The organism is Hafnia sp., from assembly GCF_036648275.1.
In the GTDB taxonomy this organism is placed as follows: domain Bacteria; phylum Pseudomonadota; class Gammaproteobacteria; order Enterobacterales; family Enterobacteriaceae; genus Hafnia; species Hafnia alvei.
In genome coordinates, this window is record NZ_JAVXIQ010000014.1 from 1 (window position 1) to 25,266 (window position 25,266).

Annotated in this window: 23 protein-coding genes; 21 read left to right on the plus strand and 2 right to left on the minus strand. The window is 50.3% G+C overall.

Annotation, left to right across the window (positions count from 1 at the left end):
• Positions 1-203: 203 nt before the first annotated feature.
• Positions 204-1,379 (minus strand): 3-demethoxyubiquinol 3-hydroxylase, encoded by a 1,176-nt coding sequence (gene ubiF / locus RSC70_RS13310; RefSeq protein WP_332542726.1) that lies wholly within the window; start codon positions 1,377-1,379, stop codon positions 204-206.
• Between the two features lie 243 nt (positions 1,380-1,622).
• Between ubiF and miaB the strand changes: the two genes are divergently transcribed.
• The 12 genes from miaB to rihA (RSC70_RS13370) all read left to right on the plus strand — a co-directional run bounded on the left by miaB (position 1,623) and on the right by rihA (RSC70_RS13370) (position 14,102).
• A complete protein-coding gene (gene miaB / locus RSC70_RS13315) occupies positions 1,623-3,047 on the plus strand; it encodes a tRNA (N6-isopentenyl adenosine(37)-C2)-methylthiotransferase MiaB (RefSeq protein WP_332542727.1) in 1,425 nt (474 codons plus the stop codon).
• Between the two features lie 417 nt (positions 3,048-3,464).
• Complete coding sequence (locus tag RSC70_RS13320) at positions 3,465-4,523, plus strand: PhoH family protein (RefSeq protein WP_332542728.1); 1,059 nt, start codon at positions 3,465-3,467, stop codon at positions 4,521-4,523.
• A 26-nt stretch (positions 4,524-4,549) separates the two neighbouring features.
• Complete coding sequence (gene ybeY / locus RSC70_RS13325) at positions 4,550-5,023, plus strand: rRNA maturation RNase YbeY (protein WP_282813930.1); 474 nt, start codon at positions 4,550-4,552, stop codon at positions 5,021-5,023.
• A gap of 80 nt (positions 5,024-5,103) precedes the next feature.
• Positions 5,104-5,988, plus strand: a complete 885-nt coding sequence (gene corC, locus RSC70_RS13330) for a CNNM family magnesium/cobalt transport protein CorC (RefSeq protein ID WP_004096455.1) — start codon at positions 5,104-5,106, stop codon at positions 5,986-5,988.
• Between the two features lie 7 nt (positions 5,989-5,995).
• Positions 5,996-7,519, plus strand: coding sequence for an apolipoprotein N-acyltransferase (gene lnt / locus RSC70_RS13335; protein WP_040045674.1), 1,524 nt, complete (start codon positions 5,996-5,998; stop codon positions 7,517-7,519).
• A 150-nt stretch (positions 7,520-7,669) separates the two neighbouring features.
• Positions 7,670-8,257, plus strand: a complete 588-nt coding sequence (locus RSC70_RS13340; protein ID WP_130997907.1) for an MSMEG_1061 family FMN-dependent PPOX-type flavoprotein — start codon at positions 7,670-7,672, stop codon at positions 8,255-8,257.
• Positions 8,258-8,668: 411 nt separating this feature from the next.
• The gene (locus tag RSC70_RS13345; RefSeq protein WP_234619125.1) at positions 8,669-9,601 is read left to right on the plus strand and encodes a glutamate/aspartate ABC transporter substrate-binding protein; all 933 of its coding nucleotides are present in this window, start codon (positions 8,669-8,671) and stop codon (positions 9,599-9,601) included.
• 259 nt (positions 9,602-9,860) lie between these two features.
• A complete protein-coding gene (locus RSC70_RS13350; protein ID WP_025800660.1) occupies positions 9,861-10,601 on the plus strand; it encodes an amino acid ABC transporter permease in 741 nt (246 codons plus the stop codon).
• Positions 10,601-11,275, plus strand: a complete 675-nt coding sequence (gene gltK, locus RSC70_RS13355; RefSeq protein ID WP_025800659.1) for a glutamate/aspartate ABC transporter permease GltK — start codon at positions 10,601-10,603, stop codon at positions 11,273-11,275. Before RSC70_RS13350 ends, gltK begins: the two co-directional genes overlap by 1 nt.
• Positions 11,275-12,000 carry an amino acid ABC transporter ATP-binding protein gene (locus RSC70_RS13360; protein WP_025800658.1) on the plus strand — a complete coding sequence of 242 codons (726 nt, stop codon included), beginning with the start codon at positions 11,275-11,277 and terminating at the stop codon, positions 11,998-12,000. Before gltK ends, RSC70_RS13360 begins: the two co-directional genes overlap by 1 nt.
• A gap of 207 nt (positions 12,001-12,207) precedes the next feature.
• Positions 12,208-13,155, plus strand: coding sequence for a pyrimidine-specific ribonucleoside hydrolase RihA (gene rihA, locus RSC70_RS13365; protein ID WP_332542730.1), 948 nt, complete (start codon positions 12,208-12,210; stop codon positions 13,153-13,155).
• Between the two features lie 14 nt (positions 13,156-13,169).
• Positions 13,170-14,102, plus strand: coding sequence for a pyrimidine-specific ribonucleoside hydrolase RihA (rihA, locus tag RSC70_RS13370; protein WP_332542732.1), 933 nt, complete (start codon positions 13,170-13,172; stop codon positions 14,100-14,102).
• Between the two features lie 51 nt (positions 14,103-14,153).
• Here rihA (RSC70_RS13370) and RSC70_RS13375 read toward each other — a convergent pair whose 3' ends face one another.
• Complete coding sequence (locus RSC70_RS13375; RefSeq protein ID WP_025800655.1) at positions 14,154-14,636, minus strand: zinc ribbon-containing protein; 483 nt, start codon at positions 14,634-14,636, stop codon at positions 14,154-14,156.
• Positions 14,637-14,989: 353 nt separating this feature from the next.
• Between RSC70_RS13375 and leuS the strand changes: the two genes are divergently transcribed.
• The 9 genes from leuS (at position 14,990) to rlpA (ending at position 25,210) form a co-directional block, all read left to right on the plus strand.
• The gene (gene leuS / locus RSC70_RS13380; protein WP_332542733.1) at positions 14,990-17,572 is read left to right on the plus strand and encodes a leucine--tRNA ligase; all 2,583 of its coding nucleotides are present in this window, start codon (positions 14,990-14,992) and stop codon (positions 17,570-17,572) included.
• Between the two features lie 14 nt (positions 17,573-17,586).
• Positions 17,587-18,324: an LPS assembly lipoprotein LptE gene (gene lptE, locus RSC70_RS13385; RefSeq protein WP_040045667.1), complete on the plus strand. Its 738-nt coding sequence runs from the start codon at positions 17,587-17,589 to the stop codon at positions 18,322-18,324.
• Positions 18,321-19,355, plus strand: a complete 1,035-nt coding sequence (gene holA, locus RSC70_RS13390; RefSeq protein WP_332542734.1) for a DNA polymerase III subunit delta — start codon at positions 18,321-18,323, stop codon at positions 19,353-19,355. Before lptE ends, holA begins: the two co-directional genes overlap by 4 nt.
• Positions 19,345-20,016: a nicotinate-nucleotide adenylyltransferase gene (gene nadD / locus RSC70_RS13395; protein ID WP_103009175.1), complete on the plus strand. Its 672-nt coding sequence runs from the start codon at positions 19,345-19,347 to the stop codon at positions 20,014-20,016. The genes holA and nadD overlap by 11 nt, the downstream gene beginning before the upstream one ends.
• Positions 20,017-20,191: 175 nt before the next feature.
• Entirely contained in the window at positions 20,192-20,509 is a 318-nt protein-coding gene (gene rsfS, locus RSC70_RS13400; protein WP_025800650.1) for a ribosome silencing factor, read from the plus strand.
• 3 nt (positions 20,510-20,512) lie between these two features.
• The gene (gene rlmH, locus RSC70_RS13405) at positions 20,513-20,983 is read left to right on the plus strand and encodes a 23S rRNA (pseudouridine(1915)-N(3))-methyltransferase RlmH (protein WP_004096425.1); all 471 of its coding nucleotides are present in this window, start codon (positions 20,513-20,515) and stop codon (positions 20,981-20,983) included.
• Between the two features lie 84 nt (positions 20,984-21,067).
• On the plus strand, positions 21,068-22,963 hold the full coding sequence (gene mrdA / locus RSC70_RS13410; RefSeq protein WP_040045664.1) for a peptidoglycan DD-transpeptidase MrdA: 1,896 nt from the start codon (positions 21,068-21,070) through the stop codon (positions 22,961-22,963).
• Between the two features lie 19 nt (positions 22,964-22,982).
• Entirely contained in the window at positions 22,983-24,095 is a 1,113-nt protein-coding gene (mrdB, locus tag RSC70_RS13415) for a peptidoglycan glycosyltransferase MrdB (RefSeq protein WP_025800648.1), read from the plus strand.
• 8 nt (positions 24,096-24,103) lie between these two features.
• The gene (gene rlpA / locus RSC70_RS13420; protein ID WP_234619130.1) at positions 24,104-25,210 is read left to right on the plus strand and encodes an endolytic peptidoglycan transglycosylase RlpA; all 1,107 of its coding nucleotides are present in this window, start codon (positions 24,104-24,106) and stop codon (positions 25,208-25,210) included.
• Positions 25,211-25,266 lie beyond the last annotated feature (56 nt).

Sequence of the window (25,266 nt, forward strand, 5' to 3'; positions counted from 1 at the left end):
GCTCTGGTTTCTGATACCAGCATTCCGAGGTTCGAATCCTCGTACCCCAGCCAATAAAAAGAGCTCGCTTTTAGCGAGCTTTTTTTCGTCTTGAATTTACCCACCCACGCAACCAAGAAAATCATCGTACAGTACGTTACTGAGATCTCGGTGCGCTCCTCCCCCTGACTAAGGGGGAGGCTGGGAGGGGGTAATTCTACGATCTACAACCCCAACGCATACTTCAAAGCACGTTTTTTTAACTCCCCTGAGCGCTCCGCTGCCATCAATCCTAAATTTCGCACCAGCTGTAACGGCTTAAGCTCATTGCTGAAAGCGCTATAAAACAGATCCATACCGGCCTGCATTAATAAATTATCTGGACGACGGCGGTGCTGATAACGTTTCAGGATTTCTTCGCTGTACCAAATTTCCCCCTGCTGACGCGCATTGATCACCACATCCAACAGCGCATCTACGTCGCGATATCCCAGATTAACACCCTGCCCTGCCAATGGATTAATGGTGTGCGCCGCATCGCCAAGCAAAGCTAAACCACTTTGCACGTAACTATTCGCATGGCGACGCACCAGAGGGAAAGATCCAGCGGCTATTGCCGTCACATCACCCAAACGTGCGGGGAACGTGTGTTTGATTTCTTGCGTAAGCTGCGACATAGGTAATGCCATAAGCTGACGGATCCGAGCCGGACTGTCATACCAGACCAGCGAAGCCCAGTTATCCCACAGAGGTAGAAAAGCGCGCGGGCCCTGCGGCGTAAACTGCTGCCACGTGACGTCTAAGGGGTCTTCCTGCGTTTGAACGGTTATCAACATGCAAGATTGACGATATTGCCAGCCACGCACGCCTATGCCCGCCTGAGCGCGCACCAGAGAGTTCGCGCCATCAGCACCTAAAACCAGCTTGGTTTCAATTTCACGCCCGTCGCTCAATTCCACGTTCCACACGTTTTGGACTTGTGCGATGGTTTTTAATTCGGCAGGAACCATCAGCGAAATATTAGGCATCTGCTCTAAATGCTGCCATAGCGCAAGCTGCAGCACTTCGTTTTCTAGCATATAGCCGAGCTCTGGAATACCCAGTTCTTGGGCGCTGAAACTGACGCGGGATGCTTCCCACTCCCAGGTTTCTAAACCACGATAGGCCGCACTACGCATATGACGTACGGTTTTCCATACGCCTAAGCTCTCTAGCAACGCCACCGATGAAGCACTGATAGCCGATATCCGCAAATCAGGTGGCTGCGACGCATCGAATGGGCGAGGCTTACGGTTTTCCACAACCGTGACAGTAAAACCGGCCTGAGCCAATCCCAACGCGGCGGCAGCGCCTACCATGCCGCCACCGATAACGACAACATCACTTTTATGCTCGGCCATAAATCCTCCCGCTTATATATTTCGCCATTGTACCGGATTTTACCTTTGATTCCGTCCACAAAGCGTGAGGTTATAGGGTAGTCATGACTTGAGGCAAAGATTACAATAGCCGACCTGCGTATGGGCTTGTTCCGACACCTCTACCTTTTAATATCTATGGCGATTTTCACCCGATGCTTTATCCGCTTTAGATAACAGTGCCGGTCTGTCCGAAATCCACCTGCATAAAGCAATGGCAAATCGATGACACAAAAACTGCATATTAAAACCTGGGGCTGCCAGATGAATGAGTATGACTCATCTAAAATGGCAGATTTACTGGGCAGCACGCACGGTTTCGAACTGACTGAAAATGCCGAAGAGGCAGATGTCTTGCTGCTAAATACCTGCTCGATTCGAGAAAAAGCACAAGAGAAGGTTTTCCACCAGCTTGGTCGCTGGAAGTTACTCAAAGAAGCGAATCCAAACGTTATTATCGGCGTTGGGGGCTGCGTGGCCTCGCAGGAAGGCAAACTGCTGCGCCAACGCGCCCACTATGTTGATATCGTTTTTGGCCCACAAACGTTACATCGTTTGCCAGAAATGATTAATAAGGTTCGCGGTAGCAAAAGCCCTATCGTGGACGTGAGCTTTCCTGAAATCGAAAAATTTGACCGGCTTCCCGAGCCGCGTGCCGATGGCCCAAGCGCCTTTGTCTCCATCATGGAAGGCTGTAATAAATACTGCACGTACTGCGTAGTGCCTTATACCCGCGGCGAGGAAGTCAGTCGCCCATGCGACGACGTGCTATTCGAAATTGCTCAGCTTGCAGCCCAAGGCGTGCGCGAAGTCAACCTGCTTGGACAAAATGTGAATGCCTATCGCGGACCTTCGTTCGACGGCGATATTTGTACTTTCGCCGAGCTGCTGCGCTTGGTTGCCGCCATCGATGGAATCGACCGAATTCGTTTTACCACCAGCCATCCTATTGAATTTACCGACGATATCATCGCCGTGTATGAAGACACGCCTGAGCTCGTTAGCTTCCTGCATCTGCCGGTACAAAGTGGTTCAGACCGAGTTCTGAATATGATGAAACGTACCCATACGGTACTTGAATACAAATCCATCATTCGCAAACTGCGCAAGGCGCGACCCGATATTCTTATCAGTTCAGACTTTATCGTCGGCTTCCCCGGTGAAACGCAGGAAGATTTTGAGCAAACTATGAAGCTGATAGCTGAAATCAACTTCGACGTGAGCTACAGCTTTGTTTTCTCACCGCGCCCAGGCACGCCAGCCGCCGACATGGTTGACGATGTTTCTGAAGAAGAGAAAAAACAGCGCCTGTATATTTTGCAAGATCGCATCAATCAGCAGGCGCAGAGCTACAGCCGTAAAATGGTTGGCTCCGTGCAGCGCATTTTGGTGGAAGGAGTATCACGCAAAAACGTCATGGAAATCTCAGGCCGCACTGAAAATAACCGCGTGGTGAACTTCGAAGGTTCTCCGGATCTGGTAGGCACCTTCGTTGATGTAGAAATTACCGAAGTCAGAACCAACTCGCTGCGTGGTGTGTTAGTGCGTACCGAAGATCAGATGGATTTGCGCGTTCATGAGTCACCGGAGTCAGTTATTGCACGCACCCGTAAAGAGGATGCGTTGGGGGTGGGGAGTTATCAGCCCTAGTGCTTGATGCTCTTACATTTCGCAGATTAATGGGCGAGCGGTGTAACATTTCGTTCGCCTATTAAGTATGTGCATTCCTATGCAGACACGGCTATCGGCGACCGAATTGGGTGCGCCAGCGCGCGCGCCCAATACCCGCGCGCGTTTACCGAGCCGTTTGGCCGACCGGTTTCAGAGCACACATCCTGTGTGCCTTCAACCTGCCACCAGCATCCCTGCTGGCGGCTCTATAATGCATTTCAGTTAACATGAAAAACAAAATGGGTTGAAATTATGCACTTCCTCCCCCATTGAATAATGAGAAATTGCGAAGCGTATTGGCAATTCTGGTCACAATAGCCCGCAGATGAAGAATAATGGCGTAATGCCATGTATCATTTACGCTATTAGTTATGGGTATAAGCTCAGAGGAATAGTTTGAACATTATCACTGAAGAACTTGCATTAGAACCGGCGGATAATCAGCGACTAAACAGCCTGTGTGGCCCGTTTGATGACAATATTAAGCAACTACAGCGCCGTTTAGGTATCGAAATCAGCCATCGCGATAACCAGTTCAAACTGGTGGGTAAAGCGGCCTGCGTCAATGCCGCCAAAGATATCCTGCGCCATCTGTATGTTGATACGGCGCCAATGCGCGGTCATATCCCGGATATTATTCCTGAACAAATCCATCTGGCCATCAAAGAAAGTGGCATTTTGGAACAGGTGTCTGACCATGTGCCTGAATATGGCAAAGCCGTTAATATCAAAACTAAGCGCGGGGTAATCAAACCGCGCACGCCAAATCAGGCGCAGTACATCGCTAACGTATTAGATCACGATATTACCTTTGGCGTTGGTCCTGCCGGTACCGGTAAAACTTATCTTGCCGTTGCTGCCGCGATTGATGCCTTAGAGCGCCAAGAGATCCGACGTATTTTGCTCACCCGCCCTGCGGTTGAAGCCGGCGAAAAGCTGGGCTTTTTACCCGGTGACCTGAGCCAAAAAGTCGATCCTTACCTGCGTCCCTTGTATGATGCGTTGTTCGAAATGCTCGGCTTTGAGCGCGTAGAAAAGCTAATGGAACGCAACGTCATCGAAGTTGCCCCGCTTGCTTACATGCGCGGACGCACGCTGAATGACGCGTTTATCATTCTGGATGAAAGCCAAAACACCACCATCGAACAGATGAAGATGTTCCTGACGCGTATCGGTTTTAACTCGAAAGCGGTGATTACCGGTGACGTCACCCAGATCGACTTACCTCGCGCGCAGAAGTCGGGATTACGCCATGCCATTGAAGTGTTGTCTTCCGTTGAAGAGATAAGCTTCAACTTCCTGACCAGCGAAGACGTGGTACGTCATCCAGTCGTTGCGCAGGTCGTTATGGCCTATGAAGCGTGGGAACTGGCAGAGCAAAAGCGTAAAGATGAGTTGGCGGAACAGCGTAAGCGCGAAGCCCAAACGTCAGCCTCAGGGCAAGAATCACACTAAGCTGGAAGTATTATGAGCAACACATTATGAGCAATGTAATATTAGATCTGCAAGTCGCCTGCGAAAACACGGAGGGGTTGCCAACTGAGGCCGATTTCCGTCAATGGCTTGAAGCGGTGCTACCTAAGTTTCAAGAAGAAGCGGAAGTCACCATTCGTTTGGTTGATGAAGCAGAGAGTCACGAGCTCAATATGACCTATCGTGGTAAGGATAAACCGACCAACGTGTTATCCTTCCCGTTCGAAGCGCCTCCGGGCATTGAGCTTCCTCTGCTGGGTGATATGATTATCTGTCGGCAGGTAGTTGAAGCAGAAGCAAAAGAGCAAGAGATTTCCCTGCTCTCACATTGGGCGCATATGGTTGTTCACGGCAGTCTACATCTGCTAGGGTATGACCACATCATCGATGAAGAAGCAGAAGAAATGGAAGCTTTAGAAGCCGAAATCATGCAGGAGCTCGGGTATCCCGATCCCTACGCGGCGGAAAAAGAATCCGATTAAATATTGCGTCATGCGGCCCCTAATCGCGCCGTATGACGTGAATTATTGACCACTTATATGAGTAACCACACACTAACGCCATGAGCGACGACCATTCACAAAACAACGATAGCCCCAGTCCCAAAAAGGGTTTTTTCTCTCTGATTCTCAATCAGCTGTTCCACGGAGAACCTAAAAACCGTGGAGATTTAGTTGAACTGATCCGTGATTCCGAACAAAACGATCTGATCGATCCCGATACCCGTGACATGCTGGAAGGCGTGATGGATATCGCAGAGCAGCGCGTTCGCGATATCATGATCCCACGTAGCCAAATGGTCACCTTGAAACGTAATCAGACGCTGGAAGAGTGTCTGGACGTGATTGTTGATTCTGCCCACTCTCGTTTCCCGGTGATTAGCGAAGATAAAGATCACATCGAAGGGATCCTGATGGCGAAAGATTTGCTGCCGTTCATGCGCAGCGATTCTGAGCCGTTCAGCATCGACAGAGTGCTGCGCGCGGCCGTGGTTGTTCCAGAGAGCAAACGTGTTGACCGTATGCTCAAAGAGTTCCGTTCACAGCGCTATCACATGGCGATCGTTATCGATGAATTCGGTGGCGTTTCTGGTCTAGTCACCATCGAAGATATCCTCGAGCTTATCGTGGGTGAGATCGACGATGAATATGACGAAGTTGAAGATCGCGATGTGCGCCAAATCAGCCGCCACATGTATACCGTGCGTGCGCTGACTCAAATTGAAGACTTTAACGAAGCCTTCGGTACTCATTTCAGCGACGAAGAAGTGGATACTGTGGGTGGCTTGGTAATGCAAGCCTTTGGCCATCTCCCGGCACGCGGCGAAACCATTGACATTGATGGTTACCAATTCAAAGTAGCCATGGCCGATAGTCGACGCATTATACAGGTTCATGTCAAAATCCCGGATGAGTCCCCTCAACCGAAATTGGATCTGGAAGATTAATAACAACATGTGTTCATTACTTCAACGCCAGTGGGTTCGCGCCCTGCTGGCGCTTATCTTGGGTGCCGCTGGCACCCTCTCTTTCTCTCCCTATGATTTCTGGCCCGCCGCTCTCGTTTCACTGATTGGCCTGCTTGCCGTTACGCTTAACCGCACCACGAAACAAGCCATCGGTTTGGGTTTTCTGTGGGGGATGGGGTTATTCGGAACAGGAATCAACTGGGTTTACGTCAGTATTGAACAGTTTGGCGGCATGCCAACGCCGGTGAGCATGTCACTGGTGGTGCTGCTGGCGGCCTATCTTGCGCTGTACCCGATGCTTTTTGCCGGTGTGCTCAATCGTTTTTGGCCTAAGGCGAACGTTTGGCGTTTGGTTATTGCGGCTCCAGCGCTTTGGCAATTGACTGAATTCCTGCGCGGCTGGGTATTAACTGGCTTCCCGTGGCTTCAGTTTGGCTATAGCCAGATCAACGGCCCGCTGAAAGGCATTGCACCCATTGCTGGTATGGACACCATCACCTATTTGCTGATGATTATCAGTGGATTGGTTGTGCTTTCCGTCTGCCTGCGCAAAATTGTCCCCGCGATTGTTGCTCTCGCGCTGCTGTTATTACCTTGGCCGCTACGCGGCATTCAGTGGTATCAGAACCAAACAGACAAAGCGGTTAACGTGGCAATGGTTCAGGGCAACATTGAGCAATCCATGAAGTGGGATCCAAACGCGCTGATCACCACGCTACAAACCTATCTGGATGAATCACGTCCTTATCTGGGGAAAGCGCCAATTATTATTTGGCCGGAATCCGCAATCCCAGATACCGAGAAGAATCAGAATCAGTTCTTAACCATGCTCGACAGCCTGTTCCGCTCACACCACAGCAGCCTGATTACCGGTATTGTTGATGACCGCATGGGCGAATATGGCCCACGCTACTACAACACCGTGATCGTCTTGGGTGAGAAAGAACCGTACGTTTATCCAAGCAAAAATCGCTACAACAAGCATCATCTGGTTCCCTTTGGCGAATTTGTGCCGATGGAAGATTTGCTGCGCCCTCTAGCGCCGTTCTTTAATCTGCCGATGTCAGCCTTTAGCCGTGGAGACTATATCCAGCCACAGCTCAGCGTGCAGGGATATAACCTAACCGCGGCTATTTGCTATGAAATCGTGCTTGGCGAACAGGTACGTGCTAACTTCCGCCCAGACACTAACTTCTTGCTCACCGTGTCTAACGATGCGTGGTTCGGCCACTCCATTGGCCCGTGGCAGCATTTCCAAATGGCACGGATGCGTGCGTTAGAACTAGGTCGTCCACTGCTACGCAGCACCAACAACGGCGTTACCGCCGCGGTTGATGCTTCAGGCAATGTGATTGCAGAAATTCCCCAGTTCGAACGCAAGGTGCTCGAAGTTAACGTTGCACCGACAACTGGCATCACGCCTTACGCCCGCTTTGGTTCTATTCCACTATGGATTATTACCTTTGTCATGGCCGGTCTTGCGCTGATTGCCGGACGTAAACGTCGTTAATCCGGCACCACCTCCCCCGAGAAGGGGGAGGTGCTTATCAATATCCCAAAACCCCTTCCCCCATATGAAACAGGGTTATTTTCGCGATTGCGAATCATACTCACTGCTGTTAATGTGCCCGCAATTTCCCTAGTCATTAATGAGAAAGTGATGCAGCTAAATCCTGAATTTATCATTGCCGATGAGCAAAAATTGCGTGAACACTATGCTCAGCCCAATAAGATGGTGCTGCAGAAGCAAATTGATCACATTGATAGCTACGCCCGCCAGCTGATCGCGTCTTCTTCATTTGTCGTGATTTCAACGGTTGGTGAAAACGGAATGGACTGCTCTCCCAAAGGCGGAGATGCGGGCTTTGTTGTGGTTGAAGATGAAAAGACGCTGTTGCTGCCCGACTTACCGGGTAACAACCGCTTAGACGGCATTCGTAATCTGCTGAATAATCCCACCATCGGGCTGCTGTTTTTAATCCCAGGTTGGAGTGAAGCCTTTCGTGTGAACGGCAGCGCACAAATCAGCGTCGATCCTGAATTATGCCAGCGCTTCAATGTGCAAGAAAATGCCGCTCGTAGCGTGCTGGTGATTAACGTTGAAGAAGCCTTTATCCACTGTGGCAGAGCCGTGACCTTTGGGGGCTTATGGGACGCTGAACGCCAGCTTGATCCTAAGTCACTGCCATCTATCATGGAAATTGTCCGCGCCCATATCGCACTATCTCAAGCAGCCTCTCAAGCCTAATATCGCCATGAGCTCCCTCGCGGAGCTCAATTTCTGGCACACCTCTTGCAATATTTTCTTCATAACGACCGAAAACCATGCGTTGGCATTAATCCATAAAAACGCTGCACAAACTTGAGGCATTAGCTGCATTGTTTTTGTGCATCGAGAATTTTATGCCACTAAATGGTGCGGTTTATGTCTCAAAATATAAACATAAAGATATCAATTTGGTTACATTAGGCTATTTTGCTATCAAGTGCAGACGTTTTTTGCACGCCAAATAAGAGACAACCAATTTCGACAATGGGTAAACGTGCAGCGGTGCCATCGTTCCGGCACCCACGTGCGAACGGATAAAAAGCAGTAACAAAAGCTTTATATAACAATTAAATGTGAAACTTGTAATACAACAATCAAAGGAGTACGCGAATGCAAATGCGCAAACTGGCGTTATCAATGCTGCTAATCGGTATGTCTGGCACCGTGGCTCACGCCGCAGATGAAGCAAAAGCAGCAGACGCCCAGAAAGCTGAAGCCTCTGCAGACACATTACAAAAGATTAAAAGCAGCGGCGTTATCGTCGTTGGTCATCGCGAATCTTCTGTACCTTTCTCTTATTATGATAACTCGCAGAAAGTGGTGGGTTATTCCCAAGACTATTCTAATCAAATCGTTGATGCGGTTAAAAAGCAGCTGAACATGCCCAATCTGCAGGTAAAAATGTTGCCTATCACCTCGCAGAACCGAATCCCACTGTTGCAAAACGGAACCTTTGATTTTGAATGTGGTTCCACCACCAATAACGCAGAACGCCAGCAGCAAGCAGCTTTCTCTAACTCTATCTTCGTCGTTGGTACTCGTCTGCTAGTGAAAAAAGGCGGCGATATTAAAGATTTCAAAGATCTGGCGGGCAAACCAGTCGTGGTCACATCAGGTACCACCTCTGAGATCCTGCTCAATAAGCTGAACGAAAAAGACAATATGAAAATGCGCATCATCAGCGCCAAAGATCACGGTGACTCATTCCGTACTCTGGAAAGCGGTCGCGCAGTGGCCTTTATGATGGATGACGCCTTATTGGCCGGTGAGCGTGCTAAAGCGAAGAAACCCGATCAGTGGGAAATCGTTGGCACACCTCAGTCGCATGAAGCCTACGGCTGTATGCTGCGTAAGGATGATCCAGCCTTTAAAAAGCTGATGGATGAAACCATTGCTAAAGCGCAAACCTCCGGCGAATCCGCTAAATGGTTTGAACGTTGGTTCAATCAACCAATTCCACCAAAAAATATGAATATGAACTTTGCTCTTTCTGATGACATGAAAGCGCTGTTCAAAGCCCCTAACGACCAAATCGCTAAATAAATCCTAGTCTCCGCACGATGTAAAAATTAAGGAGACGGAGACAATCGCCATTGTCATTAGAGTTACGCAAAGGCGCTAGATTGCTGACAAAACTTTAGGCAGACGGGATTGGGGGAGATCGTTCCCTCCCCCTTTTTCTCGTCGCAGTTGTCTTGTCTCCAATTCAAAAGTGACTGTCATCAATTTTCGTGTGTGCGGTTATCAACCCAGCCTGACATCTGAATAGGTTATTACCGCATCCCACTTTAGGGAGCTATCTATGTCTATTGACTGGAACTGGGGCATCTTTTTGCAACAGGCACCTTTCGGCAACACAACGTATCTGGGGTGGATCTGGTCTGGTTTTCAGGTCACGGTAGCCCTGTCTATCTGCGCTTGGATCATCGCGTTTTTCGTCGGTTCTATTTTCGGCATCCTACGTACCGTTCCTAACCGTTTTCTCTCAAGCCTCGGCATGTGTTACGTCGAGCTTTTCCGCAACGTTCCGCTGATTGTGCAATTCTTTACGTGGTATCTGGTGATCCCCGAATTATTGCCCGCCGATATCGGCATGTGGTTTAAGAGCGAGCTCGATCCCAACATCCAGTTCTTCGTTTCCTCGATGCTATGTCTGGGATTATTCACCGCTGCACGCGTGTGTGAACAGGTTCGTTCAGGGATCCAATCGCTGCCACGTGGGCAAAAAAGTGCCGGTTTAGCCATGGGGCTCACGCTGCCGCAAACCTATCGTTATGTCTTGCTGCCTAATGCCTATCGCGTGATCGTTCCACCAATGACTTCCGAAATGCTTAACTTAGTTAAGAACTCGGCTATCGCATCAACCATTGGACTGGTCGACATGGCCGCTCAAGCAGGCAAGCTGCTCGATTATTCTGCTCATGCCTACGAATCCTTTACCGCCATCACGCTGGCCTATATTGCCATCAACGCGGTGATCATGCTGATCATGCACTTCGTCGAGCGCAAGATTCAGCTACCAGGGAATATGGGGAGCAAATAATGTACGAATTTGATTGGAGTTCTATTGTTCCCAGCCTGCCCTATCTGATGAATGGGATGGTGATTACGCTAAAAATTACGGTCATCGCCGTGGTCTTTGGCATTATCTGGGGCACGGTTTTAGCCGTCATGCGTTTATCGTCGTTCAAACCGATTAGCTGGTTTGCCACGCTCTACGTCAACCTGTTCCGCTCCGTACCATTGGTGATGGTTTTACTTTGGTTCTATCTTGTTGTTCCAAGCTTATTACAACAAGTTCTAGGCCTATCACCAAAAAACGATATTCGGCTTATCTCAGCCATGGTAGCGTTTTCTCTATTCGAAGCTGCCTATTACTCAGAAATCATTCGTGCGGGCATCCAAAGCGTATCCAAGGGGCAGTCCGGCGCTTCACTGGCGTTAGGAATGACCCACTGGCAATCGATGCGTTTGGTGATCCTGCCTCAGGCATTCCGCGCCATGGTGCCGCTGCTGCTCACTCAGGGAATTGTACTCTTCCAAGATACTTCGCTGGTGTACGTGCTCAGCTTGGCCGATTTCTTCCGCACCGCGTCAACCATTGGGGAACGTGATGGAACGCAGGTAGAAATGATTCTGTTTGCCGGTTTTGTCTATTTTATTATCAGCCTAGCCGCTTCGGCGCTGGTTAATTACTTGAAAAAAAGGACTGTTTGATGATTTCCCTGAAAAATGTTTCTAAGTGGTATGGTCACTTTCAGGTGCTGGCAGACTGCTCCACGGAAGTGAAAAAAGGCGAAGTGGTGGTGGTATGCGGCCCTTCTGGTTCAGGTAAATCAACGCTGATTAAAACCGTTAATGGTTTGGAGCCGATTCAAAAAGGCGAGATCACGGTGAACGGAATTCAGGTTAACGATAAGCGCACGGATTTAGCCAAGCTACGCTCGAAAGTGGGCATGGTTTTTCAGCACTTTGAACTGTTTCCACATTTATCGATTATCGAAAACCTCACGCTAGCCCAGGTGAAAGTGCTAGGCCGCGAAAAAGCGGCGGCAAAAAGCAAAGGGCTAAAATTGCTGGAGCGCGTAGGGCTTAGCTCTCATGCTGACAAATTCCCTAGCCAGCTTTCTGGTGGGCAGCAACAGCGCGTGGCTATTGCACGTGCGTTGTGTATGGACCCTGTCGCCATGCTATTTGATGAGCCAACCTCGGCGCTCGATCCTGAAATGATCAACGAAGTGCTGGATGTTATGGTTGAGCTGGCAAAAGAAGGCATGACCATGATGGTGGTGACACATGAAATGGGCTTTGCGCGTAAAGTGGCCAACCGCGTGATCTTTATGGATGAAGGCAAAATTGTGGAAGATCGCAATAAAGACGACTTCTTCAATAATCCAGAATCCGATCGCGCCAAAGATTTCCTCGCAAAAATCATTCATTAATGTTTTCGTGCGCAATTCCCACAATCGCGTGGGATTGCGCATTACCTCACGCTTTCCACTCCCTTTTCTATTCCAAATTTCTTCTGCGCGTTAAGCTGGTCACACAATAGTTTTCAAACAACCATTTTCAAACAATCAGCTTCAATAATCATTTTCATACAAAAAAGCTCAAACAATAAAACCCGCTAATGACAGGAGTCTTCTTGAATGTCTTTACCTATTATCCTTGATTGCGATCCCGGCCACGATGACGCTATTGCGCTCATCCTTGCCCTTGCCTCACCAGAGCTCGAACTCAAAGCCGTTACCACCTCCGCAGGCAACCAAACGCCAGAGAAAACGCTGCGTAATGCTCTGCGCATTTTAACGCTGCTGCAAAGAAGCGATATTCCGGTGGCCGGCGGCGCAGTAAAACCTCTGATGCGCGAGCTGATCATCGCCGACAACGTGCATGGTGAAAGCGGTTTAGACGGCCCTGAGCTTCCAGAACCCAGCTTCGCACCACAGCAATGCAATGCCGTTGAGCTTATCGCCAAAACCCTACGTGAGAGCGCAGAACCGGTGACCATTGTTGCGACCGGGCCACTTACCAATATTGCATTACTCCTCACCTCACATGCCGAATTAAAGCCCAAAATTGCGCGCATCGTGATCATGGGCGGTGCCGCTGACCTCGGCAACTGGACGCCAGCCGCTGAGTTCAATATTTATGTCGATCCTGAAGCCGCTGAAATCGTATTCCAATCAGGGCTACCGATTGTTATGGCCGGACTTGATGTCACCCATCGGGCCCAAATCATGAGCGAAGATATTGAACGTTTCCGTCTGTTGGGTAATCCCGTTGCCGCGGTAGTCGCTGACCTGCTGGATTTCTTCATGGAATATCACAAACAGGAAAAATGGGGATTCCAAGGCGCTCCGCTACACGATCCTTGCACCATCGCATGGCTGATTAAGCCATCGATGTTTACCTGTGTTGAACGCTGGGTCGGTGTTGAAACGCAAGGTAAATACACACAAGGAATGACCGTGGTGGATTACTACGGCCTGACCAACAACGCTCCGAATACCACGGTGATGATGGATATCGATCGTCAGGCATTCGTCGATTTACTGGTTGAACGCGTCGGCACCGCCTACGCCAATCTGCGCTAACGGAGGAAAAACCGATGCCAACCCCTATCATTTTTGACTGCGATCCGGGCCTTGACGATGCAATTGCACTGGCGATGGCCTTACATTCCCCAGAGTTGGATATCAAGGCAGTCACTACCTCAGCGGGTAACCAGACCCCAGAGAAAACGCTGCACAACGCGTTGGGGTTACTCACGCTCATGCAGCGTACCGATATTCCGGTAGCAGGCGGCGCGCACCAGCCGCTAATGCGCAAATTAATGATTGCTGACCACGTGCATGGCGAAACCGGAATGGGAACCACCAAGCTCCCAACCGCCACCATTCAGCCACACCATCCCAATGCCGTTGAACTGATGGCAAAAATTCTTCGTGAGTCTGATACGCCGATAACGCTAGTGGTCACAGGGCCAATGACCAACGCCGCATTATTGCTTTCACAGTACTCGGAGTTGAAATCCAAAATTTCACGCATCGTCTTCATGGGCGGCGGCATCGACGGCGGTAACGCCACTCCGGCAGCAGAATTCAATATCATTGTTGACCCCGAAGCCGCTGAAATTGTGTTGCAATCGGGCGTGCCATTAGTGATGGCTGGATTAAATATGACCCATCAAGCGTTGGTGATGGCGGATGAAGTCGAACAAATTCGCGCAATAAATAATCCAGTGGCGAAGGCCGTGGCCGAGATGCTTGATTTCTATCTGCCACTCTATCTTAGCGGACCACGTAAATTGCCAGGCGCAGCGATGCACGATCCCTGCGTCGTAGCATGGTTGCTTAAACCTGACTTATTCACCTCGGCACACTACTGGGTTGGCGTAGAAACACAGGGGAAATACACCACGGGTATGACCGTGGCAGACGTCTATAACCTAACGGGAAATGCGCCAAATACCGAAGTATTGCTCAGCGTAGATCGAAAAGGATTTGTGAAACTCTTGATGGAACGGGTTTCGCTATATTGATGTTTGACTATTCGTCATCCCCAGAAAAATGGGGATGACGTTTCCCAAAACCTATGGCTGGAAAGGCTTGCGGTGGAACTGGTCATGGCCGCATTTTGGGCACAGCGGTAAAACTTCAGGGGTATAGAAATCAAGCGTGTAGTGGCATTTTTCGCAGACGAGATGCCCAAGCCCAACCACTTCCCCACTGTGATAAACGCCGTGATGGCTGACATCTTTGAAAACCTCACGCCATTCGAGCTGAGTTTTGTCGGTGATATCGGCGAGTTCCTGCCATAAACTCTCTTTGATGACGCGCATAAATACGCTATCGGTCAGCTCATCTTTGCTTTCTTGGTAGCTGCGGGCGAACTCTTCCAGATCGCGTCGCACAGCGAGTTTTATCTGCTCCACTTCATCATGCGTGAGATCTTCAGCCTTATTTAAGTGCTTTTCCGCGCTCTCAATCAGCGCATCAATGTCACGCTCGCCGTTTTTCAATCGTTCGGTTAATGCCGCGACCCATTGACGGTAATACTGAGCAACCTTGTTCATACCAAACCTCCGCGTGACGTGAATGTGATCTGATTCGTACCCTTAACCTAACCTACAATCATTTTAGACGTAAATACCTGAGTCTCTACGATGTTTAGGCTGTGATCGGCATCGCAACACAACGCTTTTGTCCTTAATCACAAAGAATTGCCCTCTTGTTGACGCTTCTTGGTTGTTGCACGCCGCGCTTATCGGCTATTCTATGGCGATCGGTACTAAAGCCAAACTTCATAAAAAAACGTTTTTTTAAAGATCACAGTCGTATACCCAACGTCTTTCGGTAACAGCCAACAGCGCTGACCCCGAAAGAGAAGAGGTATTGCTGTTTTTAACCAACAGGACCCCCAGCTGCCATGCAAGAGCAATATCGTCCAGAGGACATAGAATCACACGTCCAGCGCCATTGGGATGAAAAGAAAACCTTCCAGGTTACCGAAGATGCAAGTAAAGAGAAATATTACTGCCTCTCTATGCTCCCGTATCCATCCGGCCGACTCCACATGGGTCACGTGCGTAACTACACTATCGGTGATGTGATTTCCCGTTACCAACGCATGCTGGGTAAAAACGTTCTCCAACCAATCGGTTGGGATGCATTCGGTCTGCCAGCAGAAGGCGCTGCGGTTAAGAATAAAACAGCACCTGCTCCGTGGACTTACGACAACATCGAATACATGAAGAACCAGCTTAAACTGCTGGGCTTCGGCTACGATTGGAGCCGTGAAATCGCGACCTGCGATCCTGATTACTACCGTTGGGAACAGTGGTTCTTCACTAAGCTGTACGAAAAAGGCATGGTTTATAAGAAAACCTCAGCCGTTAACTGGTGCCCAAATGACCAGACCGTACTGGCCAACGAACAGGTTATTGACGGGTGCTGCTGGCGTTGCGACACCAAAGTCGAGCGTAAAGAGATCCCACAGTGGTTCATCAAAATCACCGCTTATGCAGACCAACTGCTAAACGATCTTGATACGCTGGAAAACTGGCCTGAGCAGGTCAAAACCATGCAGCGTAACTGGATCGGCCGTTCTGAAGGCGTCGAGATTACTTTCGACGTCGCAGACAACGATGAGAAAGTGACCGTTTATACTACGCGTCCAGATACCTTCATGGGTGCAACTTACGTTGCCGTCGCTGCGGGTCATCCTCTGGCTCAGCTTGGCGCGATTAACAACCCTGAACTGGTTCAATTCATCGACGAATGCCGTAATACCAAAGTTGCCGAAGCAGAAATGGCAACCATGGAGAAAAAAGGCATGGCCACCGGCCTGTTTGCGATTCACCCACTGACGGGCGAAAAACTGCCAGTTTGGGTAGCAAACTTCGTTCTGATGGAATACGGCACCGGCGCCGTGATGGCCGTTCCTGCTCACGATCAGCGTGACTGGGAGTTCGCTACCAAATACGGTTTGCAGATTAAGCCAGTGATCCTGAATCTGGACGGTAGCCAGCCTGACGTTCATGCAGAAGCCATGACCGATAAAGGCGCGCTGTTCAATTCTGGTGAATTTGACGGTTTGAGCCACGAAGCTGGCTTTAACGCCATCGCAGACAAGCTGGTCGAAAAAGGCGTTGGTGAGCGTAAAGTGAACTATCGTCTGCGCGACTGGGGTGTTTCTCGTCAGCGTTACTGGGGTGCGCCAATCCCAATGGTCACTCTAGAAGACGGTACCGTCATTCCAACGCCTGAAGATCAACTGCCGGTTATTTTGCCTGAAGATGTGGTGATGGATGGGATCACAAGCCCAATCAAAGCCGATCCAAACTGGGCAAAAACCACCGTTAACGGCCAGCCAGCGCTGCGCGAAACGGATACCTTTGATACCTTCATGGAATCATCGTGGTATTACGCACGCTACACCTGCCCTCAGTACAATGAAGGCATGCTGAATCCAGAAGCCGCTAACTACTGGCTGCCGGTTGATCAGTATGTCGGTGGTATCGAACATGCCATCATGCATCTGATGTACTTCCGCTTCTTCCATAAACTGATGCGCGATGCTGGTTTGGTCAACTCTGATGAGCCCGCTAAACGTCTGCTGTGTCAGGGTATGGTTCTGGCTGATGCCTTCTATTACACCGGCGTAAACGGCGAGCGTAACTGGGTTTCCCCTGTTGACGTTACCGTTGAGCGCGATGAAAAAGGTCGCATCACCAAAGCCGTTGATAACGAAGGCCGCGAAGTTATTTATGCTGGCATGAGCAAGATGTCCAAGTCTAAAAACAACGGCATCGACCCTCAGGTCATGGTTGAGCGTTACGGCGCAGATACCGTTCGTCTGTTCATGATGTTTGCTTCTCCGGCTGAAATGACGCTGGAATGGCAGGAATCAGGCGTTGAAGGTGCTAACCGCTTCCTGAAACGTGTTTGGAAACTGGTTTACGAACATTCACAGAAAGGCGCATGCGCTGAGCTGAACGCTGCAAACCTGAACGAAGATCAGAAAGCGCTGCGTCGCGATCTGCACAAAACCATTGCTAAAGTCAGCGATGATATTGGCCGTCGTCAGACCTTTAACACCGCTATCGCGGCTATTATGGAACTGATGAACAAGCTGGCTCGTGCTCCACAAGAGAGCGAGCAAGATCGTGCGCTGATGCAGGAAGCTCTGCTGGCCGTGGTTCGTATGCTGTATCCGTTCACCCCGCACGCCAGCTTCGAAATGTGGACAGCGTTGGGCGGCGAAGGCGATATCGACGTTGCTCCATGGCCACAAGCCGACGAAAAAGCGATGGTAGAAGATTCTAAGCTGATCGTGGTTCAGGTTAATGGTAAAGTCCGTGGCAAGGTAACCGTTGCGGCTGATGCCACTGAACAACAGGTTCGCGAACTTGCAGGTCAAGAAGCTCAGGTCGCCAAATATCTCGACGGCGTGACCATTCGTAAAGTGATTTACGTTCCGGGTAAACTGCTGAACCTAGTTGTAGGTTGAGCCGAGGAGGAATTGTGCGACATCGTACTATGACGTCGTTGTTAAAAGTTGCTGTTCTGGGGCTGGCGGTACTTACCGCCGGTTGTGGTTTCCATCTGCGTGGTAACACGTCGGTGCCAACCGAATTCCAGAAAATCACGTTTGACACTAGCGACCCGTATGGCCCACTGTCACGTTCTATTCGTGAACAGCTCCGCCTAAGCGGTATTACTATCGTCGATCCTAAAGCTGACGACTCGAAAACGACAGGCTCTACAACAACTAACAGCGCTAGCATCGTGGATAACTCTGCGACCGCAGCAAAACCGGCTGATGGTTCAGATAAACTGCCATCACTGCGTATTGTTGGTAACAGCGAGTCCAAAGAAACCGTGTCGATCTTTAAAGATGGTAAAACGGCTGAATACCAGATGGTGCTGAATGTAAACGCACAGGTGTTAGTGCGTGGACACGATCTCTATCCATTGACCGTGCGCGTTTATCGCTCGTTCTTCGACAACCCGTTAACTGCGCTGGCGAAAGATGCCGAGCAGGAGATGATCCGTCAGGAAATGCGCGATCAGGCGGCACAACAGCTGGTTCGTAAACTGCTCTCTGTTCATGCTGCTGAGTTGCAAAACAACGACAATCGCATGAATGCAGAAGTGGCTGCGCCAAAAGTGCAAAGCGCCAATGACTTTAACTCAGTCAACACCGGTGCCACTGTGCCAACCACCGCGATTAAATCTACAGGCAGTATTAGCGCACAATGACTCGCGTTTATCCTGAACAACTTGCCGCGCAGCTCCGTGAGGGGCTGCGCGCTTGTTATTTAGTTATGGGCAACGAACCGTTGCTCTTACAGGAAAGCCTTGATCTCATTCGCCAGCAGGCGCAAGAACATGGCTTTACTGAATATTTCACCTTCGCGCTTGATGCTCATACCGATTGGGAAAGCATCTTTAGCCTTTCTCAGGCCATGAGCCTATTTGCCAGCCGCCAAATTATCTCCCTGACGTTGCCAGAAAACGGCGCTAATGCCGCAATGGGCGAACAGCTGACCAAGCTGTCTACCTTGCTGCATTCCGACCTGCTGCTGATTATCCGTGGCAATAAACCAACCAAAGCACAAGAAAATGCCGGATGGTTTAAAACCCTTAGCCAAAATGCAGTTATGGTCAGTTGCCAAACGCCAGAGCAAGCACAGCTACCGCGCTGGGTTGCCACCCGCGCCAAACAGATGAACTTGCAGTTAGACGAAGCGGCCAACCAGCTAATTTGTTACTGCTATGAAGGCAATTTATTAGCGCTATCTCAGGCTTTAGAGCGTCTTTCATTGCTCTACCCTGACGGAAAATTAACGCTGCCTCGCGTTGAGGAAGCCGTTAGTGATGCGGCTCATTTTTCGCCATTCCACTGGGTGGACGCTATTCTTGCCGGTAAAAGCAAACGTGCATGGCATATTTTGCAGCAGCTACGCCAAGAAGACATGGAGCCCATGATCTTACTGCGCACCGTGCAACGGGAAGTTTTGCTGCTGATGACGCTAAAAAGCCAGATGAGCCATACGCCGCTGCGCAATCTGTTTGATCAGCACAAGGTTTGGCAGAATCGTAGGCCGGCGATAACTCAGGCGTTACAGCTTCTTAGTCTTCAGCAACTTCATCAGGCCATCGCACTGCTGTCACACATTGAAGTCATTCTCAAACAAGACTACGGCCAATCCGTATGGAGTGAGCTGGAGTCGCTAACGCTGCTACTTTGCGGAAAATCGTTGCCGGAGAGTATGCTCAATGCCGAATGAACATCTGCAGGCTACCGCTAAACATCGCTTAACCGCGCTCTTTGGCGGTACTTTTGATCCCATTCATTATGGGCATCTTAAGCCGGTCACCGCGATGGCGCAGGAAGTTGGCCTGCAAAATGTCACTTTGTTGCCCAATCATGTTCCTCCGCATCGTCCTCAGCCAGAGGCCAATGCGCAGCAACGCTTAACGATGGTTGAGTTGGCTATCGCCGGCAATCCGCTGTTTTCGGTTGATGAACGAGAGCTGCACCGCACGACGCCCTCCTACACCATTGATACATTGATTGAAGTTCGCCAAGAGCGAGGCGCTGCTGCGCCGTTAGCCTTTATCATCGGCCAAGACTCTTTGTTGACGCTGCATAAATGGCATCGTTGGGAAGAAATCCTGCATTACTGCCACTTGCTGGTATGCGCGCGTCCGGGATATTCCGATCGTCTTGATACACCTGAACTGCAAAACTGGCTCGAGCAACATCGCGTTTACGATGCGGCGCAACTCAGCCAACGGCCCCACGGCTGTATTTATCTTGCTGATACGCCTCTACTTGCTATTTCAGCAACGGATATTCGTCAGCGCCGCCATCAAGGCATCAGCTGTGATGATTTACTCCCACGTGCGGTTCAACGCTATATCGAATTACAGGGGCTGTACCGTTAGCTCTGGTCGCGTGTTATACTCCGCGGCCTATTTTCGCAGAACCGATATCACAACCGAATCCATTTCGTTACGTGATATGTCGTGGTTCTAACTTTAAAGATTTGATTGCCCGAATAAACGATTTGATTTGAAAACGTTATTCCGAGCAATACTGCTCCAACCCGAGGGGGAACCTTTGCAAGGTAAAGCGCTCCAAGAATTTATTATTGATAAAATTGATGATTTGAAAGCTCAGGATATCGTCGCTATTGATGTCGCTGGCAAATCAAGCATCACCGATTGCATGATCGTATGCACCGGTACTTCTAGCCGCCATGTTCACTCTATTGCTACTCACGTAGTACAAGAAGCACGTATGGCTGGCCTGTTGCCTCCGCGTATCGAAGGCGAAAACGGCGCTGAGTGGATCGTGGTCGATCTGGGCGACGTAATTGTTCACGTTTTACAGGAAGAAAGTCGTCGCCTGTACGAACTGGAAAAGCTCTGGAGTTAATCGGTGAAGCTGCAACTGGTCGCCGTGGGTACCAAAATGCCAGACTGGGTACAAACGGGATTTACCGATTACCTCAAACGTTTTCCTAAGGATATGCCGTTCGAACTGATTGAAGTTCCGGCAGGGAAACGCGGTAAAAATGCCGACATCAAACGCATTCTGGAAAAAGAAGGCGAGATGATGTTAGCCGCCGTGGGTAAAGGAAACCGTATCGTCACGCTCGATATCCCAGGAAAACCGTGGGATACGCCAGAGCTTGCTTCGCAGCTAGAACGCTGGAAGCAAGATGGCCGTGATGTTAGCCTTCTCATCGGCGGTCCTGAGGGATTAGCGCCGGCGTGTAAGGCTGCCGCCGAGCAAAGCTGGTCACTATCCACGTTGACGATGCCGCATCCACTGGTGCGCGTTCTGGTTGCAGAAAGCCTGTATCGCGCATGGAGCATCACGACGAACCATCCGTATCATCGTGAATAGCCAGTATCAACGGCGCTAGCCACAAGCTTCGCCGTTGAGCTCTCTTATTTATCCAAGCAATCACCCAGAACACGACGGAATGGAATGAAAATAGACCGTAACCCTTTTCGTGATTATTCAGCAGAGTCCGCCCTGTTTATACGCCGTGCTCTCGTTGCATTTCTCGGCATATTGATTCTGTCTGGCGTCTTGGTCTTTAATCTGTACCATCTTCAGATCCTGCGCTTTGAGGATTACAAAACCCGCTCCAACGAGAACCGTATCAAACTGGTGCCCATTGCACCTAGCCGCGGCATGATCTATGACCGAAACGGCACACCTCTTGCGTTTAACCGCACAATTTATCAGCTTGAAGTGATGCCAGAAAAAGTCGATGACTTGAAGGCAGAACTTGATGCTTTACGTTCTATCGTCGATCTCACCGACGAGGATCTTGATAACTTCCAGAAAGAGCGCAAACGCTCGCGTCGATTTACCTCTATTCCGGTGAAAACTGCGCTCAACGAAGTTCAGGTCGCGCGCTTTGCCGTTAACCAATTCCGCTTTCCCGGTTTTGAAGTTAAAGGCTACCAACGCCGCTTCTATCCTTATGGTTCGGCACTTACCCACGTCATTGGCTATGTCTCTAAAATTAATGAAAAAGACGCTGACCGCTTAGACAAAGACGGCAAGCTGGCCAACTACGCTGCGACCCATGACATCGGAAAGCTGGGCATAGAACGCTATTATGAAGACGTTCTGCACGGCAAAACGGGCTATGAAGAAGTTGAAGTGAACAACCGTGGGCGCGTGATCCGCCAGTTGCATGAGCAGCCACCGCAGGCGGGTAAAGATATCTATCTAACGCTGGATCTGAATCTCCAGCGTTATCTTGAGCAGCTCCTCGTGGGAAGCCGTGCCGCCGTGGTGGTGAGCGATCCGCGTACCGGTGGGATTTTAGCGATGGTGTCAAACCCAAGCTATGACCCAAACCTGTTCGTGGACGGAATTTCTAGTAAGGAATATCAGCGTTTACTGAATGACCCGAATCGCCCGTTGATAAACCGTGCCACGCAAGGTCTCTACCCGCCGGCCTCAACCGTTAAGCCGTATATCGCCGTTTCAGCACTTAGCGCGGGCGTCATTACCAAAAACTACAGCCTGTTCGATCCCGGTTGGTGGCAGTTGCCTGGCTCAGAAAAACGCTTCCGTGACTGGAAAAAATGGGGCCATGGCCGTCTGAATGTCACCAAAGCACTAGAGGAATCTGCGGATACCTTCTTCTATCAGGTCGCCTACGATATGGGCATCGACCGTCTGTCTGAGTGGCTGAGCAAATTCGGCTACGGACAATACACGGGCATCGATCTGTCAGAAGAGCGTTCAGGCCTGATGCCGACGCGCGAATGGAAACAAAAACGTTATAAAAAACCGTGGTATCAGGGTGATACCATTCCAGTCGGAATCGGTCAGGGCTATTGGACGGCAACGCCAATCCAAATGTCTAAAGCGTTAAACACGCTGATCAACGACGGGAATATGAAAGTTCCTCACCTGCTGAACAGCACGCGTATCAACGGACAGTTGGTACCGTACAAACAGCAGGATGCAGTACAGATTGGTGATATACATTCCGGTTATTGGGAAATAGCCAAAGATGGAATGTATGGCGTCGCCAATCGCGCCAACGGAACGGCACATAAGTATTTCGCCAATGCACCGTACAAGATTGCCGCTAAATCAGGTACCGCGCAGGTCTTTGGATATGAGACCTACAACGCCCACACTTTAGCCGAGCACTTGCGCGACCATAAACTGATGACAGCATTTGCGCCATACGATAACCCACAGGTTTCAGTCGCCATCATTCTTGAGAATGGTGGCGCAGGACCCGCTGTCGGGACTATCGTGCGTCAGATCCTCGACCACATCATGTTAGGCGATAACAATACGACGCTCCCAAGTGAAAATGCGCCGCCTCCGGGCGTTGAAGGCGACTGATGAGGCATACAGGTTAATCATGACAGACAACCAACAGAAACGTTCTATCTGGGCAAAGATGCATATCGACCTGCCCTTTTTGCTCTGCATTCTTTCAATCTTAGCCTATAGCGCCTTCGTTATGTGGAGCGCCAGCGGCCAAGACGTTGGCATGATGGAACGTAAAATCGGCCAGATTTTCATGGGGCTGTGCGTCATGCTGGTCATGGCACAGATTCCCCCGCGCGTCTATGAAAGCTGGGCGCCGTACCTTTACGTATTCTGCGTTATCTTGTTGATTCTGGTTGATGCCTTCGGTCAGATCAGTAAAGGGGCGCAGCGCTGGTTAGATTTGGGCTTTGTCCGTTTTCAGCCTTCTGAGATTGCCAAAATTGCGGTGCCGTTGATGGTGGCACGTTTTATCAACCGCGACGTCTGCCCGCCATCGCTAAAGAATACCGGCATTGCCTTAATCTTAATCTTCATGCCAACGCTGCTGGTCGCCGCGCAGCCTGACCTCGGTACCTCAATTCTGGTTGCCGCTTCGGGGCTATTTATATTGTTCCTAGCAGGTCTAAGCTGGCGGTTGATTTTGGTCGCCGTAGTGCTGGTTGCCGCCTTTATCCCCATCTTGTGGTTCTTCCTGATGCACGATTATCAGCAGGCTCGCGTTATGATGCTGCTGGACCCTGAGAGTGACCCGCTGGGCGCGGGATACCATATTATTCAGTCTAAAATTGCCATTGGCTCCGGCGGTTTTGGTGGGAAAGGCTGGCTGCACGGCACCCAGTCACAGCTCGAATTCCTGCCTGAGCGCCACACTGACTTTATCTTTGCCGTACTCGCGGAAGAACTAGGCCTCGTCGGTGTCTTGGTACTTCTGGGGCTGTATCTGCTCACCATCATGCGCGGGCTGATGATTGCAGCCAAAGCGCAGACCACCTTTGGCCGCGTGATGGTTGGTGGTTTAATGTTGATTTTATTCGTTTATGTTTTTGTGAATATCGGTATGGTCAGTGGAATTTTGCCCGTGGTTGGCGTACCTTTGCCACTGGTCAGCTATGGCGGTTCCGCCCTGATCGTTCTCATGGCCGGGTTTGGTATCGTTATGTCGATCCACACTCACAGAAAAATGTTATCTAAGAACCTATAGAGGTCGCGATGCGAATGGCGCATAAATCATGGCTTAGTGCTGGTTTACTCAGTCTGTTTTTGGCAGGCTGTACCAACACCACAACCACCGAGACCCCGGCTCCTCAGCAGCCTGCGTATAACGGCCCGGTAGAAGAAATTAGCGGTGCAGAACCACGCTACGAACCTTTTAATCCTGCAACCAGTCAGGATTACAGCGTTAACGGTACGAAATACAAAGTGGTGCAGGACCCGTCAAACTTCTCACAGGTGGGCTATGCAACGTCCTACGGTGAAGAAAACGGCGGTAATATGACCGCTATCGGCGAACAGTTTGATCCTAATGCGATGACTGCGGCCCACGCCACGCTGCCTCTGCCAAGCTATGTACGCGTCACCAACCTCGCTAACGGGCGTCGCCTCGTGGTACGTTTGAACGACCGTGGCCCTTACACTTCCGGCAAAGTAATTGACCTTTCTCGCGCCGCAGCCGATCGCTTAAACATCTCAAATAACACCAAAGTTCGCATCGACTTCATCAACGTTGCACCAGACGGCACGATGTCTGGGCCAGGAACGATTGGTACCACGATTGCCAAACAGAGCTATGCGCTGCCTTCTCGTCCAACTATCGGACAGGAAACCACGCAGGTATCAATGAGCCCATCGCCTTCGGATATGCCGGTTGCGGTACGCCCCGTAGCGAACCCAACGCCAGCAGCGCTGGAATCAGACGGTGATATGCCGGTTTCTGCGCCAGCCAGTAACGCCAGCGGCTTCCTTGGTGCTCCACAGCCGTTACGCACCGGCGTGTTAGAAGGCAGTGAACCCGTTGCAGCACCTGCACCTGTTTCAGCCCCTGCAGCCGTTGCTGCACCGGTAGCGTCTTCAGCGCCGGCAGCATCAGCTAATGGAAAATTTGTGGTGCAGGTAGGTGCGGTAAGCGACGGTACTCGCGCTCAGCAATGGCAACAGAAATTAAGCCAGCAATTTGGTGTGCCGGGTAAAGTATCACCCAACGGCGCTATGTTCCGTGTGCAATTGGGGCCGTTCGCAAGCCGTCAAGAAGCTGCGGCACTTCAGCAACGTTTAGCCAGCGAAGCACAGCAACAGTCATTCATTGCTAGCGCGCAGTAATCTCAAATGCCCGCCGAAATGGCGGGCTATGCAATAATTAGTCACACATTCCTTAT

Excerpts from the sequence above, each read along its gene's own strand:
- holA (WP_332542734.1), top strand. The coding sequence starts at position 18,321 with ATGACTCGCGTTTATCCTGAACAACTTGCCGCGCAGCTCCGTGAGGGG.
- corC (WP_004096455.1), top strand. The coding sequence starts at position 5,104 with ATGAGCGACGACCATTCACAAAACAACGATAGCCCCAGTCCCAAAAAG.
- rihA (WP_332542732.1), top strand. The coding sequence starts at position 13,170 with ATGCCAACCCCTATCATTTTTGACTGCGATCCGGGCCTTGACGATGCA.
- lnt (WP_040045674.1), top strand. The coding sequence starts at position 5,996 with ATGTGTTCATTACTTCAACGCCAGTGGGTTCGCGCCCTGCTGGCGCTT.
- RSC70_RS13360 (WP_025800658.1), top strand. The coding sequence starts at position 11,275 with ATGATTTCCCTGAAAAATGTTTCTAAGTGGTATGGTCACTTTCAGGTG.
- mrdB (WP_025800648.1), top strand. The coding sequence starts at position 22,983 with ATGACAGACAACCAACAGAAACGTTCTATCTGGGCAAAGATGCATATC.
- RSC70_RS13375 (WP_025800655.1), bottom strand. The coding sequence starts at position 14,636 with ATGAACAAGGTTGCTCAGTATTACCGTCAATGGGTCGCGGCATTAACC.
- rihA (WP_332542730.1), top strand. The coding sequence starts at position 12,208 with ATGTCTTTACCTATTATCCTTGATTGCGATCCCGGCCACGATGACGCT.
- ybeY (WP_282813930.1), top strand. The coding sequence starts at position 4,550 with ATGAGCAATGTAATATTAGATCTGCAAGTCGCCTGCGAAAACACGGAG.
- rlpA (WP_234619130.1), top strand. The coding sequence starts at position 24,104 with ATGCGAATGGCGCATAAATCATGGCTTAGTGCTGGTTTACTCAGTCTG.
- leuS (WP_332542733.1), top strand. The coding sequence starts at position 14,990 with ATGCAAGAGCAATATCGTCCAGAGGACATAGAATCACACGTCCAGCGC.
- RSC70_RS13350 (WP_025800660.1), top strand. The coding sequence starts at position 9,861 with ATGTCTATTGACTGGAACTGGGGCATCTTTTTGCAACAGGCACCTTTC.
- RSC70_RS13340 (WP_130997907.1), top strand. The coding sequence starts at position 7,670 with ATGCAGCTAAATCCTGAATTTATCATTGCCGATGAGCAAAAATTGCGT.
- miaB (WP_332542727.1), top strand. The coding sequence starts at position 1,623 with ATGACACAAAAACTGCATATTAAAACCTGGGGCTGCCAGATGAATGAG.
- mrdA (WP_040045664.1), top strand. The coding sequence starts at position 21,068 with ATGAAAATAGACCGTAACCCTTTTCGTGATTATTCAGCAGAGTCCGCC.
- gltK (WP_025800659.1), top strand. The coding sequence starts at position 10,601 with ATGTACGAATTTGATTGGAGTTCTATTGTTCCCAGCCTGCCCTATCTG.
- ubiF (WP_332542726.1), bottom strand. The coding sequence starts at position 1,379 with ATGGCCGAGCATAAAAGTGATGTTGTCGTTATCGGTGGCGGCATGGTA.
- nadD (WP_103009175.1), top strand. The coding sequence starts at position 19,345 with ATGCCGAATGAACATCTGCAGGCTACCGCTAAACATCGCTTAACCGCG.
- RSC70_RS13345 (WP_234619125.1), top strand. The coding sequence starts at position 8,669 with ATGCAAATGCGCAAACTGGCGTTATCAATGCTGCTAATCGGTATGTCT.